General features: G+C 60.6%; 11 protein-coding genes and 1 riboswitch. Of the genes, 7 read left to right on the top strand and 4 right to left on the bottom strand.

Annotated elements, in window-relative coordinates; all coding sequences use genetic code 11:
• Window positions 1-188: 188 nt before the first annotated feature.
• Window positions 189-1,043: a LysR family transcriptional regulator gene (locus tag BLX89_RS16875; RefSeq protein ID WP_075292125.1), complete on the top strand. Its 855-nt coding sequence runs from the start codon at window positions 189-191 to the stop codon at window positions 1,041-1,043.
• 22 nt (window positions 1,044-1,065) lie between these two features.
• Here the strand turns inward: BLX89_RS16875 and BLX89_RS16870 are convergent, their stop codons facing one another.
• The gene (locus tag BLX89_RS16870) at window positions 1,066-2,832 is read right to left on the bottom strand and encodes a putative bifunctional diguanylate cyclase/phosphodiesterase (protein WP_075292124.1); all 1,767 of its coding nucleotides are present in this window, start codon (window positions 2,830-2,832) and stop codon (window positions 1,066-1,068) included.
• 241 nt (window positions 2,833-3,073) lie between these two features.
• Window positions 3,074-3,342, top strand: a riboswitch (cobalamin riboswitch).
• A 47-nt stretch (window positions 3,343-3,389) separates the two neighbouring features.
• Here BLX89_RS16870 and BLX89_RS16865 point away from each other — a divergent pair.
• Window positions 3,390-3,560, top strand: a complete 171-nt coding sequence (locus tag BLX89_RS16865; RefSeq protein WP_075292123.1) for a CbtB domain-containing protein — start codon at window positions 3,390-3,392, stop codon at window positions 3,558-3,560.
• A gap of 189 nt (window positions 3,561-3,749) precedes the next feature.
• Window positions 3,750-4,517 (top strand): CbtA family protein, encoded by a 768-nt coding sequence (locus tag BLX89_RS16860; protein WP_075292122.1) that lies wholly within the window; start codon window positions 3,750-3,752, stop codon window positions 4,515-4,517.
• 38 nt (window positions 4,518-4,555) lie between these two features.
• Here the strand turns inward: BLX89_RS16860 and BLX89_RS16855 are convergent, their stop codons facing one another.
• Both BLX89_RS16855 and BLX89_RS16850 read right to left on the bottom strand, forming a co-directional pair.
• Entirely contained in the window at window positions 4,556-5,302 is a 747-nt protein-coding gene (locus BLX89_RS16855) for a (2Fe-2S)-binding protein (RefSeq protein ID WP_075292121.1), read from the bottom strand.
• 104 nt (window positions 5,303-5,406) lie between these two features.
• Window positions 5,407-6,696 (bottom strand): glucoamylase family protein, encoded by a 1,290-nt coding sequence (locus BLX89_RS16850; RefSeq protein ID WP_075292120.1) that lies wholly within the window; start codon window positions 6,694-6,696, stop codon window positions 5,407-5,409.
• 155 nt (window positions 6,697-6,851) lie between these two features.
• Here BLX89_RS16850 and BLX89_RS16845 point away from each other — a divergent pair, with 155 nt between their 5' ends.
• Both BLX89_RS16845 and BLX89_RS16840 read left to right on the top strand, forming a co-directional pair.
• A complete protein-coding gene (locus tag BLX89_RS16845; protein WP_075292119.1) occupies window positions 6,852-7,631 on the top strand; it encodes a DUF1194 domain-containing protein in 780 nt (259 codons plus the stop codon).
• Between the two features lie 131 nt (window positions 7,632-7,762).
• Window positions 7,763-8,962, top strand: coding sequence for an aromatic ring-hydroxylating oxygenase subunit alpha (locus BLX89_RS16840; protein WP_075292118.1), 1,200 nt, complete (start codon window positions 7,763-7,765; stop codon window positions 8,960-8,962).
• 85 nt (window positions 8,963-9,047) lie between these two features.
• Here the strand turns inward: BLX89_RS16840 and BLX89_RS16835 are convergent, their stop codons facing one another.
• Window positions 9,048-10,457, bottom strand: a complete 1,410-nt coding sequence (locus BLX89_RS16835) for an aminotransferase (RefSeq protein WP_075292117.1) — start codon at window positions 10,455-10,457, stop codon at window positions 9,048-9,050.
• 523 nt (window positions 10,458-10,980) lie between these two features.
• Between BLX89_RS16835 and BLX89_RS16830 the strand changes: the two genes are divergently transcribed.
• Both BLX89_RS16830 and BLX89_RS16825 read left to right on the top strand, forming a co-directional pair.
• On the top strand, window positions 10,981-11,808 hold the full coding sequence (locus BLX89_RS16830) for an ABC transporter permease (RefSeq protein WP_245292854.1): 828 nt from the start codon (window positions 10,981-10,983) through the stop codon (window positions 11,806-11,808).
• A complete protein-coding gene (locus BLX89_RS16825; RefSeq protein ID WP_075292115.1) occupies window positions 11,805-12,614 on the top strand; it encodes an ABC transporter permease in 810 nt (269 codons plus the stop codon). Before BLX89_RS16830 ends, BLX89_RS16825 begins: the two co-directional genes overlap by 4 nt.
• Window positions 12,615-12,626: the final 12 nt, after the last annotated feature.

Genomic DNA, 12,626 nt, shown 5'->3' with positions numbered 1-12,626 from the left:
CCGGCCTGTCGGCCACCTTCTCCCCGCTCGCGGGGTGAAGGGACATGCGGCAAGCTCCGTCGTCGCTCTTGCTGATGGCGGCCAAAGCGAGCGGCAACCACAGTCGTCCCCTCTCCCCGCGAGTGGGGAGAGGGCTAGGGTGAGGGGCAAATCCGACAGAGACAGCGAGCGAAGAATCGACGACATAAATGCAGATCGACCTCATCGAAACCTTTCTCGACCTGATGGAAACCCGCAGCTTCAACCGCACGGCCGAGCGGCTCAACATCACCCAATCCACAGTCTCACATCGGGTAAAAGCGCTGGAAGCCCAGTTCAATCGCAAGCTCTTCACCCGCAACAAGGGCGGCACCGCGCCGACCGCCTCAGGTCTGCGTTTCCTCGACCACGCCAAGGCGCTGCAGCGCCAATGGCATGAGGCGACGCGCGCGGTGGAAAGCGCGGGCACCTATGAGCGCTCCATGCGACTCGGCATCCAGCACGATGTCTCCGAGCTTTTTGCGGGCGATTGGCTGTCGAAAATCCGGGCCGAATTGCCCGGCACATCGATATACATGGAAGCCGATTATTCCAACCAGATGAACCGGGATCTGGCAGCCGGTGATCTCGATCTGGCAATCCTATACACGCCGCATTACCTGCCCGACCTTCACTATGAAAAAATCGGAGAACTGCATTACCTGATGGTCAGCACGACAGCACAAACGGTGGCCGAAATAGATCCTCAGACCTATATCCAGGCCGTCTACTCGCCGGCCTTCGATCGCGCCCACCGGCTGGCCTTGCCGCACCTGTCGTCCGCGCCGCTTGCTCTCGGCCAGAACCTTGCCATGACCAGTCTTCTCAAAAAACTCGGCGGTACGACCTATCTCGAGCAATCCAGGGCGTCTCAACTGGTCAGGGACGGAGCGGCGCTTGCTGTCGAGGATGCACCAACAATCGTCCAGGCCGTCTATGCCGCGAACAGCATCCGCAGCCGACACGCGCACCAGCACAGGCGCATCATCGGCATCATGGAAGCGTTGCTGACGTCGAACCATTGATGGAGCCGCGGCATGTCGAGGATCAGGCCTCGGTCAGGAACTTTCCTTCATCGGCTTCGATCAGGGCATCCAGCATATCCTCCGCCGAAACCGGATAGGCGATCGCGTAGCCCTGCAACACGTCGCATCCGAGTCGCGTCAGAAGTCTGGCGTGTTCCTGTGTCTCTACCCCTTCGGCCACCACCTCGATGCCGAGCGCCTTGGCGATCTCGACGATAGAGCGCAGCAGCCTCTTCTGCTCCCGGGATGTTGTGATCGGTTTCACCAGACGCCGGTCGATCTTGAGGCGCCGGGGCTTCAGTTTCATCAGGCCGATGATCGAGGCGTGACCGGAGCCGAAATCATCGACTTCGATATCGATGAACATCGACTTCAGCGCCGACACATTGGCAAGCATGCCATCCTCGATCTCATCGAGGAAGATCGTTTCGAGGAGCTCGAAGGAGAGGCTGCCCGGCTCGATATCAAGGGCCTTCAATTCCGGTATGAGAGACACATCCGACAGGCGCGCGGCCGATACGTTGACCGCCACCTTCGGCGCGCGGACGCCGTTGCGCGTCCAGGATTTCCGATCAAGCAGCGTCTGCCGGAGGATGGTCGCATCGAGTTCTTCCAGCATGCCGAGACCGGCAGCGGTGCCCAGAAACTCACCGGGCGCCAAGAGCCCGCGCTTCGGATGCCGCCATCGGGCAAGCGCCTCGACGCCGACGATGCGGCGCGTGCGCGCATCGACCTGTGCCTGATAGAAGGGTACGAACTCTCCGCGCTCCAGACCACGCGCAAACTGGTCCGCGAGCCGTCTTTCGCTGTTGATCTGCGCCTTCATCTGGGCGGAGAAGAAGTCTGCCCGATTGCGGCCTCCCCGTTTTGCGCGCATCAGGGCAATATCGGATTCGGCCCACAGATTGGACACCCTACCGCTATGGGCGCTGGCGATCCCGATGGAAGCCGTGACGCTGATCATGCCCTCGCTATGCCAGATCGGCCGTTTCAGGCTCTCCAGCAGCTGATCCGCCAGTTTCCGGAGGGAATCGACGGACGGGAAGTTGCCAATCAGCGCCGCAAACTCGTCACCACCGATGCGCGCCAGGAAAGTGCCTTCGGGAAGCTGGTCCGCCAAAACGGCGGCAGTCGCCTTCAAAAGGCGATCGCCGGCATCGTGGCCGACGAGGTCGTTGACCATGGCAAAGCGATCAAGCCCGATGTGAAAAAGCGCCAGCTTTGCCGTGTCCCCGGAGCCCGAGAGCTCAGTGAGTTTGCGGTCGAAGAACCGGCGGTTGGGCAAGCCGGTCAAATAGTCGTGCGCCGCAGCGTGCTCGATGCGTGCGGCAGTTTCCTCAAGTGCCTCGGCCCGCCTTTCGGCTATCCGCGTCTGTTCTGATAGTTCGCGGTTGAGTTCGACATCCGCCGTCACGTCCCATTCGGCGCCGATGAAGGTTCCTTTGCCGTTCTCCTCAAAGTATCGCGCGCGAGACCGCAGGTGTCGCACCGCTCCATCCGGCAAGAGGATACGGTATTCCGAAGAGTAGTCGTTGCGACGGCGAACGGCATCGGCAAAATCCGCCTTGGCCCCGGCGAGATCCTCAGGGTGGATGGCATTGCTCCAGAGCGATGAATCGACAACCCCGCCCGGTTTGGCTCGCCCGTAGAGGCGAAACATCTGCTCGTCCCAGGTCAGTACGTCGGTCGAGAGGTCATGCTCCCAAACGCCGATCCGCGACGCATCGAGCGCAAGCTCCAGCCTGCGGAGGATGCTCTGATATTCCTGTTCGGATCGCACCGGTTTCATCGCCGTCTCAAGGTGATCGCATGGGGCCTGCAATTGGGAAGCCCTGCACCTCAGCAATGCCTGCGTTGCCCTAAACCTCCACCACCGGCGATCATAACGGGCAATCGCGAGCATCTCTTGTAGAATAGTAATCGCACGCCGTTGGCCGCACAACTTCTACATGCCAAAAACGTTACCGCTTCGTTTCACCACCGCTTTTGCGGGTAATGCGGTCGATTGACAGAAGCCTGACGAAAACCTAATGATCGACGGATCAAACGGTTCCGCCGAAAGCGCAAGCCTTGGCGGAGTAAATGGGAACGTGACGGGATGGACCCCTGCCGGGCATCCTTATCACGGCCGACCCCGCGACTGTAGAGCGGTGAGAGTTTTCCGTTCCGAGGTTTCCTTCGGAAAAAGCCACTGGAAGAGGGCATTTCATGCCTGTTTCTGGGAAGGCGAGGCAAGCTCCACGGTGCCACGGCATCGAACACCGCGAGCCAGGATACCTGCCGCTTGATGAAGGGCATAGTGCCCGAAGGGTGAAAAGCACCCCACACGCCATCACGGAGGTTGTCATGGCTACATCTGCAGTTTCCAGCGTCTCGCTCAGCGACCGCATCACCGCGGGCATCGTTGCCCTTATCATTGGCGGTTTCCTGGTTTTTGGCGCAGGGCTCGCCAATTCCGCCACGATCCACGACACCGCGCACGACGTTCGTCACTCGTTCGGTTTCCCCTGCCACTGACACAGCGGCTTACCGCTAAAGTCTGCAGGACTATGTAACAACCCGGCGCCAGGACCATTCTCCGGCGCGGTTGATGTTGTGCGCCGTTTCCCAAGTGATCCGGCGCGGTACCGAATGAGAGATGACACAGCATCGGCTCCGCCCGGGGACACAGACGGGCGAGATCTGGCGCTTTAGAGGGATAGAACAATGATCGTCAAAACACTTCTGGCCGCTTTGGTGGCCGGGTTGATTGCCGGTGTCTTCATGACCGGCGCCCAGGAATTAAGGGTCATTCCGCTCATCCTCCATGCCGAGGAATTCGAAGGGCAGGAACCGGCTGCGGACCCCGCCACCCCGCAAGCGGATCACCAGCATTCCTCTTCATTCGAAGGGGGAAAAATTCTCGACGGCGTTCTCGCAGCCCTGTCGCCGATTACGCCGGCCTATGCCCATGAAGGTGAGCATGAGGAAGGTGGCATCATGTTCGGCATGAGCCGCTTCTCCGGCACGCTGCTTGCCAATCTTGTCGCCGGCGCCGGCTTCGCATTGTTGCTGGCCGGCATCAGCCTCGTGGCCAACCATCCGGTGACATTTGCGAACGGCGTCTACTGGGGAGCATGCGGCTGGCTGGCCGTTCACCTTCTGCCGGCAATCGGCCTTCCGCCGGAACTGCCGGGCTTCCCCGCGGCCGAGCTTCAGGACCGTCAACTCTGGTGGATTGCGACGATCCTGTTTTCAGGCGCAGGCCTCTATCTTCTGGCCCTGCGGCCCGAACTGCTGGCCAAGATCGCCGGGCTCGTTCTGATCGCCCTTCCCCATATCTATGGGGCTCCGCAACCCCTGGATATCTCAAGCAGTGTGCCCGCTGTTCTGGGTGCGGAGTTTGCCGTTGCCGCCCTTGCCACCACCCTCGCCTTCTGGCTGGTGCTGGGAACCGTGCTGGGCTTCATCAACGACCGCTTCCTGAAAGCCTGACCGGTCGGGACTGCCGCAACAGATGCGGCAGTCCCTACTCAGAACCCACCCAATGCCAGGAGCCGCCGGCGCCGCTCCGATGCGGTCAGCAGCACACAGACGTCGCAATGTCGGCCGTTCTCCGCCTTGTAAACCAGGCAGCAGCCGGTGCGGATACGGTATGTTCGGCACGCGGCGTCGGCGCCGCGCACGCTTTCGAAGCGCGCCATCCCCGAACGAAATGGCGAAGCATGCCTTTCCACGATGGCCATTGCCATTTGCGTGGCCCGCTGGGTGTCGCCCAGCATCTCCCCCGTATCGAGAAAGGCGCCTGCTATACCGTCTGAAGCGAGACGCCACAGCGAGCCGCGTGACAGAGCGCTGCGGGCTGAAAGCGCGTCGATGACGGGCTTCAGGCTTTCGACGAAACAATCGTGCAGATCGGCCGGCTCGATCTGCGAAACGGCGTGAAAATGGAACCGTCGCGCACCGACCGGAACGCCGTCTCCCGAATCGCAAGGAACAAACCCGACACGCAGGCGCTCGGGATGGAGATCGGGCGGTCGCTCATCCGCGAGAACGCGCTTGGCAACCGTCAGCGCCAATTGATGCGCGTAGAATGTTGCCAGATGCGCCGACCTGATCTTCTCATCCGGGCCAGTACCGAAATTGGCCTGATACGCCAACCAGTCATCGATCCATAGCCTCCAGGCGTCCGCCACAGGCAGGAAGGCCGCATGCGCAGCGTTGACTGTCGGATGCTCGCCATTGAGTGTTGAAACTTTCAGATCTTCGCTGGATGGCATCGGTCACACGGCATTCTTTCTCCGCAAGCGACCATAAATGATAATCACCGCCTGCGATACGCCATGCAGTCTTGGGTAAAACCTAATCCGCCTGGACGCAGACCCTAAAGCCAACCGCCCTGAAATCCTGCTCGCTTCAATCCGCGCCGGATCACGGGAACCTGACGCATCAACTCCCAGATCAACCCGCTGCGGGAGTTCTCGATCATCATGACCAGGATTCCCTGATCGAGGCCGACAACACGATCGTTGAGCCAACCTTCGGGTGTTTCGCCGCGTATGCTCGGGTTGAAACTGCCAAGGAAACGCCCGTCGGACATAACATTGGGATAGGCAGCAAGAATATGGCGGACCGCCGCCATTGCGTATCTCGGCTCGAACGCAATGCAGGCAAGCGACGCCCACGGCGCAACCGTTCCATCATCCGGGCCGAGCGGTACGCCGCGCGCCGCATATCCGGCAAACTGCTGACGGCGTCCATCGATCAGCCGCCGCAACCGCTCCGGTCCATCACAGGCCGTCAAGCCCCACAGGTCCGGTCCGTATCCGCTGAAACCGCCCGGGTTCTTCTGCGCGTAGTCCCTTTGGAGAGCGATTGCGCGCCGGGTGTTTTCGAAATAATCGCTGTCCTTTTCGGCCATGGCGGCGTCACGGATGCCCCGAAAATCGATCCAGCCATGGGAGAAAAGATGGATGAAGAGCGGCCCCGCATAAAGATATGGCTTGCCGTCCACCGTCGTCCATTCGAATTTCGAGGCGAACGCCTCGTAGCTTGCCGCCGGCACCGGATACGAGGGAGAGGCAAGCGCAAGGACATAGAGAATAAGGGCTTCGCTATAACCTTCCCAGCGATAGGGAAGAAATCCGCTCCGTGGCTTCCAGCCAAGCGAAAGGGCCCCGCTCGCATCGAGCGCCCATGCCCAGTTCGCCCGCGCGAAGAGCATTGCGGCGAGCGAGCGAATTTCCCGCTCCAGCGGATTTTCCTCGACGAAGTAAGCCGCGGCGGTCAGCACCCCCGCCAACAAAAGAGCGCTGTCGATCAACGACAGTTCGCAGCGCCAGGTACGCTTGCCCGTCTCCATATCGAGAAAATGATAGTAGAGGCCCTTGTAGCCGGTTGCGTCCTTCTCCCGGCTCTGGTTGCTTTCCGCGAGAAACCGGAGCAGGGTAAGCGTCTTTTCCGCAGCATGACTGCGACCTATCCAGTTACGCTCGACGCCGATAGCATAACAGCTGAGCCCGAAGCCTGTTGCCGCAATGCTTGAGGGGGAACCGGGCAGTGACGTATCGGCAATCAGACCCGTGCGCGGATTGGCAAAATCGACAAAATAGTCAAAAGCGGATTTTTGGATGCGGTCCAGGATGGACGCATCCGTATCAGTCTTTAATAACATTCAATAACTTCTCCAGCGGCAGAAGATCACCACAGGTGTGGCCCATGTTCAAATCACCGATTGTTGAACACAAAAGCCGTCATGATCGCCACCTTAGCCCGTGCCCATGTTAAACTGCGCTCTCTTGAACTAGTACAACATGATCGGACGACAAGATGCTTGCAGCAATTGCCTTGCTTCTTAGCCTTTCAGCTACACCCGCGGCGATTTCACCGGGCGGCGAGGAGGTGGACGTTGAACTCGTTCTTGCCGTCGATATGTCCGGCTCGATGGACATGGAAGAAGCGGAAATCCAACGCTCCGGCTATGTCGCGGCGATATCCCATCCGGATTTCATCAATGCCGTACGTGCCGGTATGCTCGGACGCGTCGCCATCAGCTATTTCGAATGGGCCGGCAGCGTGAACGAGACGTCGCTGGTGGATTGGCAGGTCATCGAGACGGGCGAGGACGCGGCGGAATTTGCCGCCGCGATCGCCTCGCGCCCGGTCGCCACACGACGGGGCACGTCCATCTCCAACGCGCTTTTCTATGGGATGCGGCTGATCGAAGGCAATGGCTACGCCGGCTTGCGCCAGGTCATCGATGTTTCCGGCGATGGTCCGAACAACATGGGCCCACCGGTGGCGCCCGCCAGGGATGCAGCCGTCAAGGCCGGCATCATCGTCAACGGGCTTGCCATTCTCGTGCGGCCCTCGATGTCCGCAGGACCGCTCGACACCTACTATGCGGATTGCGTGATCGGAGGCGCGGGTTCTTTCGTCGTTCCCGTCCATCGCCGCGATGACTTCGCGGTCGCCATTCGCCAGAAACTGGTCATGGAGATCACACAAAGGCAGCCGCCGGCGCGCGTTTTCCCCACCGCCGGTGCAGCGAGCGATTGCATGATCGGGGAAAAGCTGCGCCCCCGCTACTTCGACCGCTTCGATCGGTAACTCGATCGTTCAGCGGTTTTCTGAGATCTCCCCTGCCTTTCTTCATGAATGTCATACAATGGCAAGCTATTCCTTTTTATTGTTAAATGTGCTTATATTGAATGAACGTTCAGCAAAGTAAGGGGCGAGACATGAACGAGATGATCCGCGACATCAGCATTCCCGAAGGCTGGGACCGACGCGGCCTGCCCGGCTGGTGCTATCACAGCGATGCCCTGCTGGAGCTGGAAAAGCAGCATGTTTTCCGCGAACACTGGCAGATCGCCTGCCATGTCTCCGACATTCCCGAACCCGGAAACTATATCGCCATGGACGTGGTCGGCGAGCGGGCGCTGATCCTGCGCGGCCAGGACGGCAGCGTGCGTGGCTTCCACAACATCTGCCGCCATCGCGGCTCGCGGCTTGTCGCGGACGATAAAGGGACCTGCCGCAACGCGCTCGTCTGTCCGTTTCACGGCTGGGTCTACAATCTCGACGGAACGCTCCGAGGCGCGGCCCGCCCGCGTTCGTTCCCGCCGCTGGATAAGGACGAGTTCGGACTGGTACCGCTCGAGACAGAAGTCTGGATGGGCTTCGTCTTCATCCGCTTCGCCAAGGGACCCCAGCCATCCGTCGCCGAGCAGATGCAACCCTTCGCGGAAGAACTCGGTCACTATCATTGCGAAACCATGGTGCCCGCAGCCTCGATCTGGACGCATGTCTCGCCGGTCAACTGGAAGTCCGTGCGAGATGTCGATAACGAGGGCTATCACGTCGCCATGGCCCACCCGGCCCTGCAGGACCTCTATGGTTCGACCTATTACGACGAGCCTTTCGTCGGCGGCCTGTGCCGCTCCTTCGCCACCTACAATCCTCATGCCGGTCGCCGCTGGAGCGTGCGCAACTATGTGGCCATTGCGCCGGAAGCGACGCATCTGCCGGCGCGGTTGCGCAAGACCTGGATCTATTATGGCCTCTTTCCAAATGCGGTGATCGCGGTGACGCCGGAGACGGTGCAGTTCTACCAGGAATTTCCGCTTTCGACCGGAAAGACCCTGCTGCGCGGTGGCGTCTATCGCCATGCGTCTGAAACGCGGCAACAACGCGCCGCCCGCTATCTCGGCTTCCGCATCGATCGCGATACGCAGGCCGAAGATGTACAACTGACGGTCTGGTCGAACGAGGCCATGACGTCAAAAGCGTTTCATGGCTTCTACCTGTCCGATCTGGAATACGGCGTGCGCACCCATCACGACCATCTGCGGTCTGTGCTGCCGGTGATGACGCTCGATCAGGCGCCGGAGGAAGAACGCATTGCCGGCATCAACGCAGACATGCGTGGCGCGCGATAAGAGGCGCAAAAAGAAAGGGCCGGTCGCCCGGCCCTCAAGTCCGGATGCGGCCAAGGGAACCGGGCCGCATCCATATTCTTCAAATTCACCCCTTCCAGAGCCCCTCCCGCACGAGCTCATCCATGGTGCGGCGAATGCTCGTGTGAAGGATGTCCGTCATCGTATCGATCTGCGGCCGCTCGATCGTCAGCGGCGGCGACATCACGCACATATTGATCAGCGGCCGCACCAGAAGCCCAAGCTCCTGGCAATGGGCGTCAATGCGCTTGCCGACCTCGAGATCGAGCGTCAGCGGGTTGTTGCTGACCCGGTCGGCCACGCATTCGATGCAGGCCATCAGCCCGAGGCCGCGCACTTCGCCAACCAGTGGCAAATCTTCCAGCCGTTTCAGGCTCGACTGGAAATACTCCGAGACGCCGCGCGCATGATTGAGCAGGCCACCTTCGAGAATATCGAGGTTCTTCAGCGCCACCGCGCAGCCGATCGGATGACTGGAATAGGTCAGCCCGTGGGCAAACATCGCCTCTGAGTGATTCGAGCGGCGCAGGTCTTCCAGAAGCCGCGCCGAGATCATAACGCCACCGAGCGGGAAATAGCCTGACGTCACACCCTTGGCGAAGGTGATCATATCCGGCTCGATACCGAAAACCTCTTTGGAAGCGAAGACGGAGCCGAGACGCCCGAAGGCGGTCACCACCTCGTCGGCGATAAACAGGATATCGTTTTCGGTGCAGAGCGCGCGCATCCGCTGAAGGTAACCCGCCGGCGGCACGATCACACCACCGGAGGCCATCACCGGTTCGGCGATGAAGGCACCAATTCGCTCCGCGCCCCGCGCTGCGATCACATCGCGGAATTCTTCGACCAGCATGTCGCAGAAGGCCGCTTCATCCATGCCCGCAGGCCGGCGGAAGGGATTGGGACAGGTGAGCTTGATCACCTGATCGGTGGCGCTGTCCATCCAGTCGTGATCGCGCGGACGACCATTGAGCGAGGCGGAAAGATAGGTCGAGCCATGATAGCCGCCCTGACGCGAGACGATCAGCTTCTTTTCCGGCCGCTCGCGCACATTGTTGGCGAACTGCATGAAGCGCAGCGCTGTCTCGACGGCGGAGGAACCGCCGGTCGTGTAGAACACATGCGAGAGATCGCCCGGCGCATGGCCGGAAAGCCGCGCCGACAGCGCCACGGACGGCTCGTTCATCGTGTACCACGGCGAATTGTAGGAAAGCTCCATCGCCTGATCGTAGAGCACCTGCGCCAGTTCTTGGCGCCGGTGTCCGGCATTGACGCACCACATGCCGGCAGGGCCATCGATCAGCCGCCGCCCCTCGCCATCGATCACATAGATGCCCTCGCCGGAGCGAATTCCGCCCCGCGCCTCATCGCCGATCTCCCCCGCCACCGGCCATGGCTGAACCAGATGCTGGCGCGCCAGCGCCGCCAGCCCCTCATCCTCGCCGACCTTGACAACCTCTTCCCGCTTCGCCGCCATAAAACGACCTCCAATAACTTTTTAAACGGAACAATCAACTGATATTTTTCAAGAAATCTGCTTATTTTGAATGTCCGTTCAATCAATACTGTCAGAAAAAACACTTGCTTTCAATCCGCTTTTGCGCACATTCTGCGAAATGGGAACAAAAGGGCCAACAAGGCCCATGGGTGGATGGCATGGAACAAAGCCTGCTTTTCGACTGTCGAAGCACGCTCGATGCGAATTGGGTTACCGGCTGTGAACTAGCCACGTTCTCCCTCTTCTCCCCAGCAGGGAGAAGGTGGCGCAAAGCGCCGGATGAGGGGGCGGCAGGCTCTCAATTCGCGGCGAAGTCCCCCTCATCTGCCCTTCGGGCATCTTTTCCCTGTGGGGGAGAAGAGGGAGCCAGCCTCGGCCCGACAGTCAAAACCTCGGCCCCGGCGAGGCGCCGCCCATGACGGCGCTTCCGGCATCGACCATCGCAGATCCAGATGCTCCAGCCCGCGCGCACTGGAAAGACAGCGACGAAGCTAAGGGGCTGATGCTCGTCTCCCCCACCCTGCTCTATGCGCTGGCGCTTCTCCTGCTACCGATCCTGATCGTCTTCGCCTACAGCTTCTGGTCCCAGGATTATCTGACGATCGACCACAGCTTCACCCTCGACAATTATCGCACGGCGCTGGGAGAGCCGATCTATCAGGATCTTCTCTGGCGCTCGCTCACCATCTCGCTGGTCGTCAGCCTGATCACCGTCATGGTCTCCTACCCCATCGCCTGGTTCATCTCGTTCCACGGCGGCGTCCACAAAAGCCTCTGGCTGTTCCTGATTACGGTGCCCTGCTGGACGAGCTATCTGCTGCGCGTCATGTCGTGGAAGGTGATCCTCGGCTATCAGGGCGTCTTGAACACCGGCCTCATGTCGACCGGGCTGATCGACAAGCCGGTCACATCACTTCTCTATAATTCCAATGCCGTCGTCATCACGCTCGTCCATAGCTGGGCGGCCTTCGCCATCCTGCCGATCTTCGTTTCGCTGGAGAAGATCGACCGCTCGCTGATCGAGGCGGCCCACGATCTCGGCGACAACAAGATCAGGAGCTTTCTGCGCGTTACCCTGCCCCTGTCGCTGCCGGGCGTCATCTCGGCATTCCTGATCGTGATGATCCCGACCGTCGGCGACTACGTCACGCCGAAACTGGTCGGCGGCAAGGATGGGGTGATGATCGCAACCGCGATCCAGGCGCAGTTCGGCAAGGGCGCCAACTGGCCGCTGGGTGCCGCCCTTTCGGTCACGACCATGGTGGTCGTGTCCGTCATGGCCGGGGCCGTCGTGCTGGCGCTCAAATTTTTCGTGAGGCGCATTCGATGAGCGGACGTCACGGCATCGCAAAATCCCGTTGGCTGCCGGCGTATGTGGTGGTCTACCTCGCGTTTCTCTATCTGCCGATCCTGCTGCTGCCGATCTTCTCCTTCAACAATGCGGCGGCAACTACCTTCCCTCTCGCGGGCTTTACGCTGAAATGGTACGCCTCGCTTTGGACCAACACGGTGATGCTGGAGGCAGCGCGCAATAGCCTTTTCGTCGGTATATGCGTCGCCACTCTTTCAACCGGTCTCGGCATCTGCGCCGCCCGCGCGCTGACCCGTTATCGCTTCCGGGGACGGGAGGCGGCCAACGGTCTGCTGATGGCGCCGCTTTTCCTGCCGGAAATCATCGTTGCAGTCTCGCTGTTGATGATCATCCTGCAGATCGGCATGGAGCTTTCGCTGGCGACCGTTATTCTCGGCCAGACGGTTTTTTGCCTGCCTTACGCCATGTCGGTGCTGACCTCCGGTTTTGAAGGCTTTGACCGCAGCCTGGAAGAAGCCTCGCTCGACCTCGGCGAAACCGCCTTCGGCACCTTCCGCCGGGTGACGCTGCCGGTGGTGGCGCCGGCGATCGTCTCGAGCCTGCTGGTCTCCTTCACCATTTCGCTCGACGAGTTCATCCTCGCCTTCTTCCTCTCCGGCACCGAGCCGACGCTGCCCGTCTATATCTGGGGCCAGCTGCGCTTTGCCGCCAAGTTACCGTCCGTGCTGGCGCTCGGCAGCATCATGATCGCGCTTTCCATCATCCTGCTGACGACGGCCGAAATCATCCGCCGCCGGGCCGAACGTCGCATCCAAGGAGCATAGGCCTATGGCAGA

It is taken from the genome of Pararhizobium arenae, from assembly GCF_001931685.1.
GTDB lineage: Bacteria > Pseudomonadota > Alphaproteobacteria > Rhizobiales > Rhizobiaceae > Pararhizobium > Pararhizobium arenae.
This window is presented reverse-complemented; position numbering and strand designations above follow the sequence as displayed.

Bases quoted from the DNA above. Each gene is read 5' to 3' on its own strand.
- BLX89_RS16875 (WP_075292125.1), top strand. From the start codon at position 189: ATGCAGATCGACCTCATCGAAACCTTTCTCGACCTGATGGAAACCCGC.
- BLX89_RS16870 (WP_075292124.1), bottom strand. From the start codon at position 2,832: ATGAAACCGGTGCGATCCGAACAGGAATATCAGAGCATCCTCCGCAGG.
- BLX89_RS16865 (WP_075292123.1), top strand. From the start codon at position 3,390: ATGGCTACATCTGCAGTTTCCAGCGTCTCGCTCAGCGACCGCATCACC.
- BLX89_RS16860 (WP_075292122.1), top strand. From the start codon at position 3,750: ATGATCGTCAAAACACTTCTGGCCGCTTTGGTGGCCGGGTTGATTGCC.
- BLX89_RS16855 (WP_075292121.1), bottom strand. From the start codon at position 5,302: ATGCCATCCAGCGAAGATCTGAAAGTTTCAACACTCAATGGCGAGCAT.
- BLX89_RS16850 (WP_075292120.1), bottom strand. From the start codon at position 6,696: ATGTTATTAAAGACTGATACGGATGCGTCCATCCTGGACCGCATCCAA.
- BLX89_RS16845 (WP_075292119.1), top strand. From the start codon at position 6,852: ATGCTTGCAGCAATTGCCTTGCTTCTTAGCCTTTCAGCTACACCCGCG.
- BLX89_RS16840 (WP_075292118.1), top strand. From the start codon at position 7,763: ATGAACGAGATGATCCGCGACATCAGCATTCCCGAAGGCTGGGACCGA.
- BLX89_RS16835 (WP_075292117.1), bottom strand. From the start codon at position 10,457: ATGGCGGCGAAGCGGGAAGAGGTTGTCAAGGTCGGCGAGGATGAGGGG.
- BLX89_RS16830 (WP_245292854.1), top strand. From the start codon at position 10,981: ATGCTCGTCTCCCCCACCCTGCTCTATGCGCTGGCGCTTCTCCTGCTA.
- BLX89_RS16825 (WP_075292115.1), top strand. From the start codon at position 11,805: ATGAGCGGACGTCACGGCATCGCAAAATCCCGTTGGCTGCCGGCGTAT.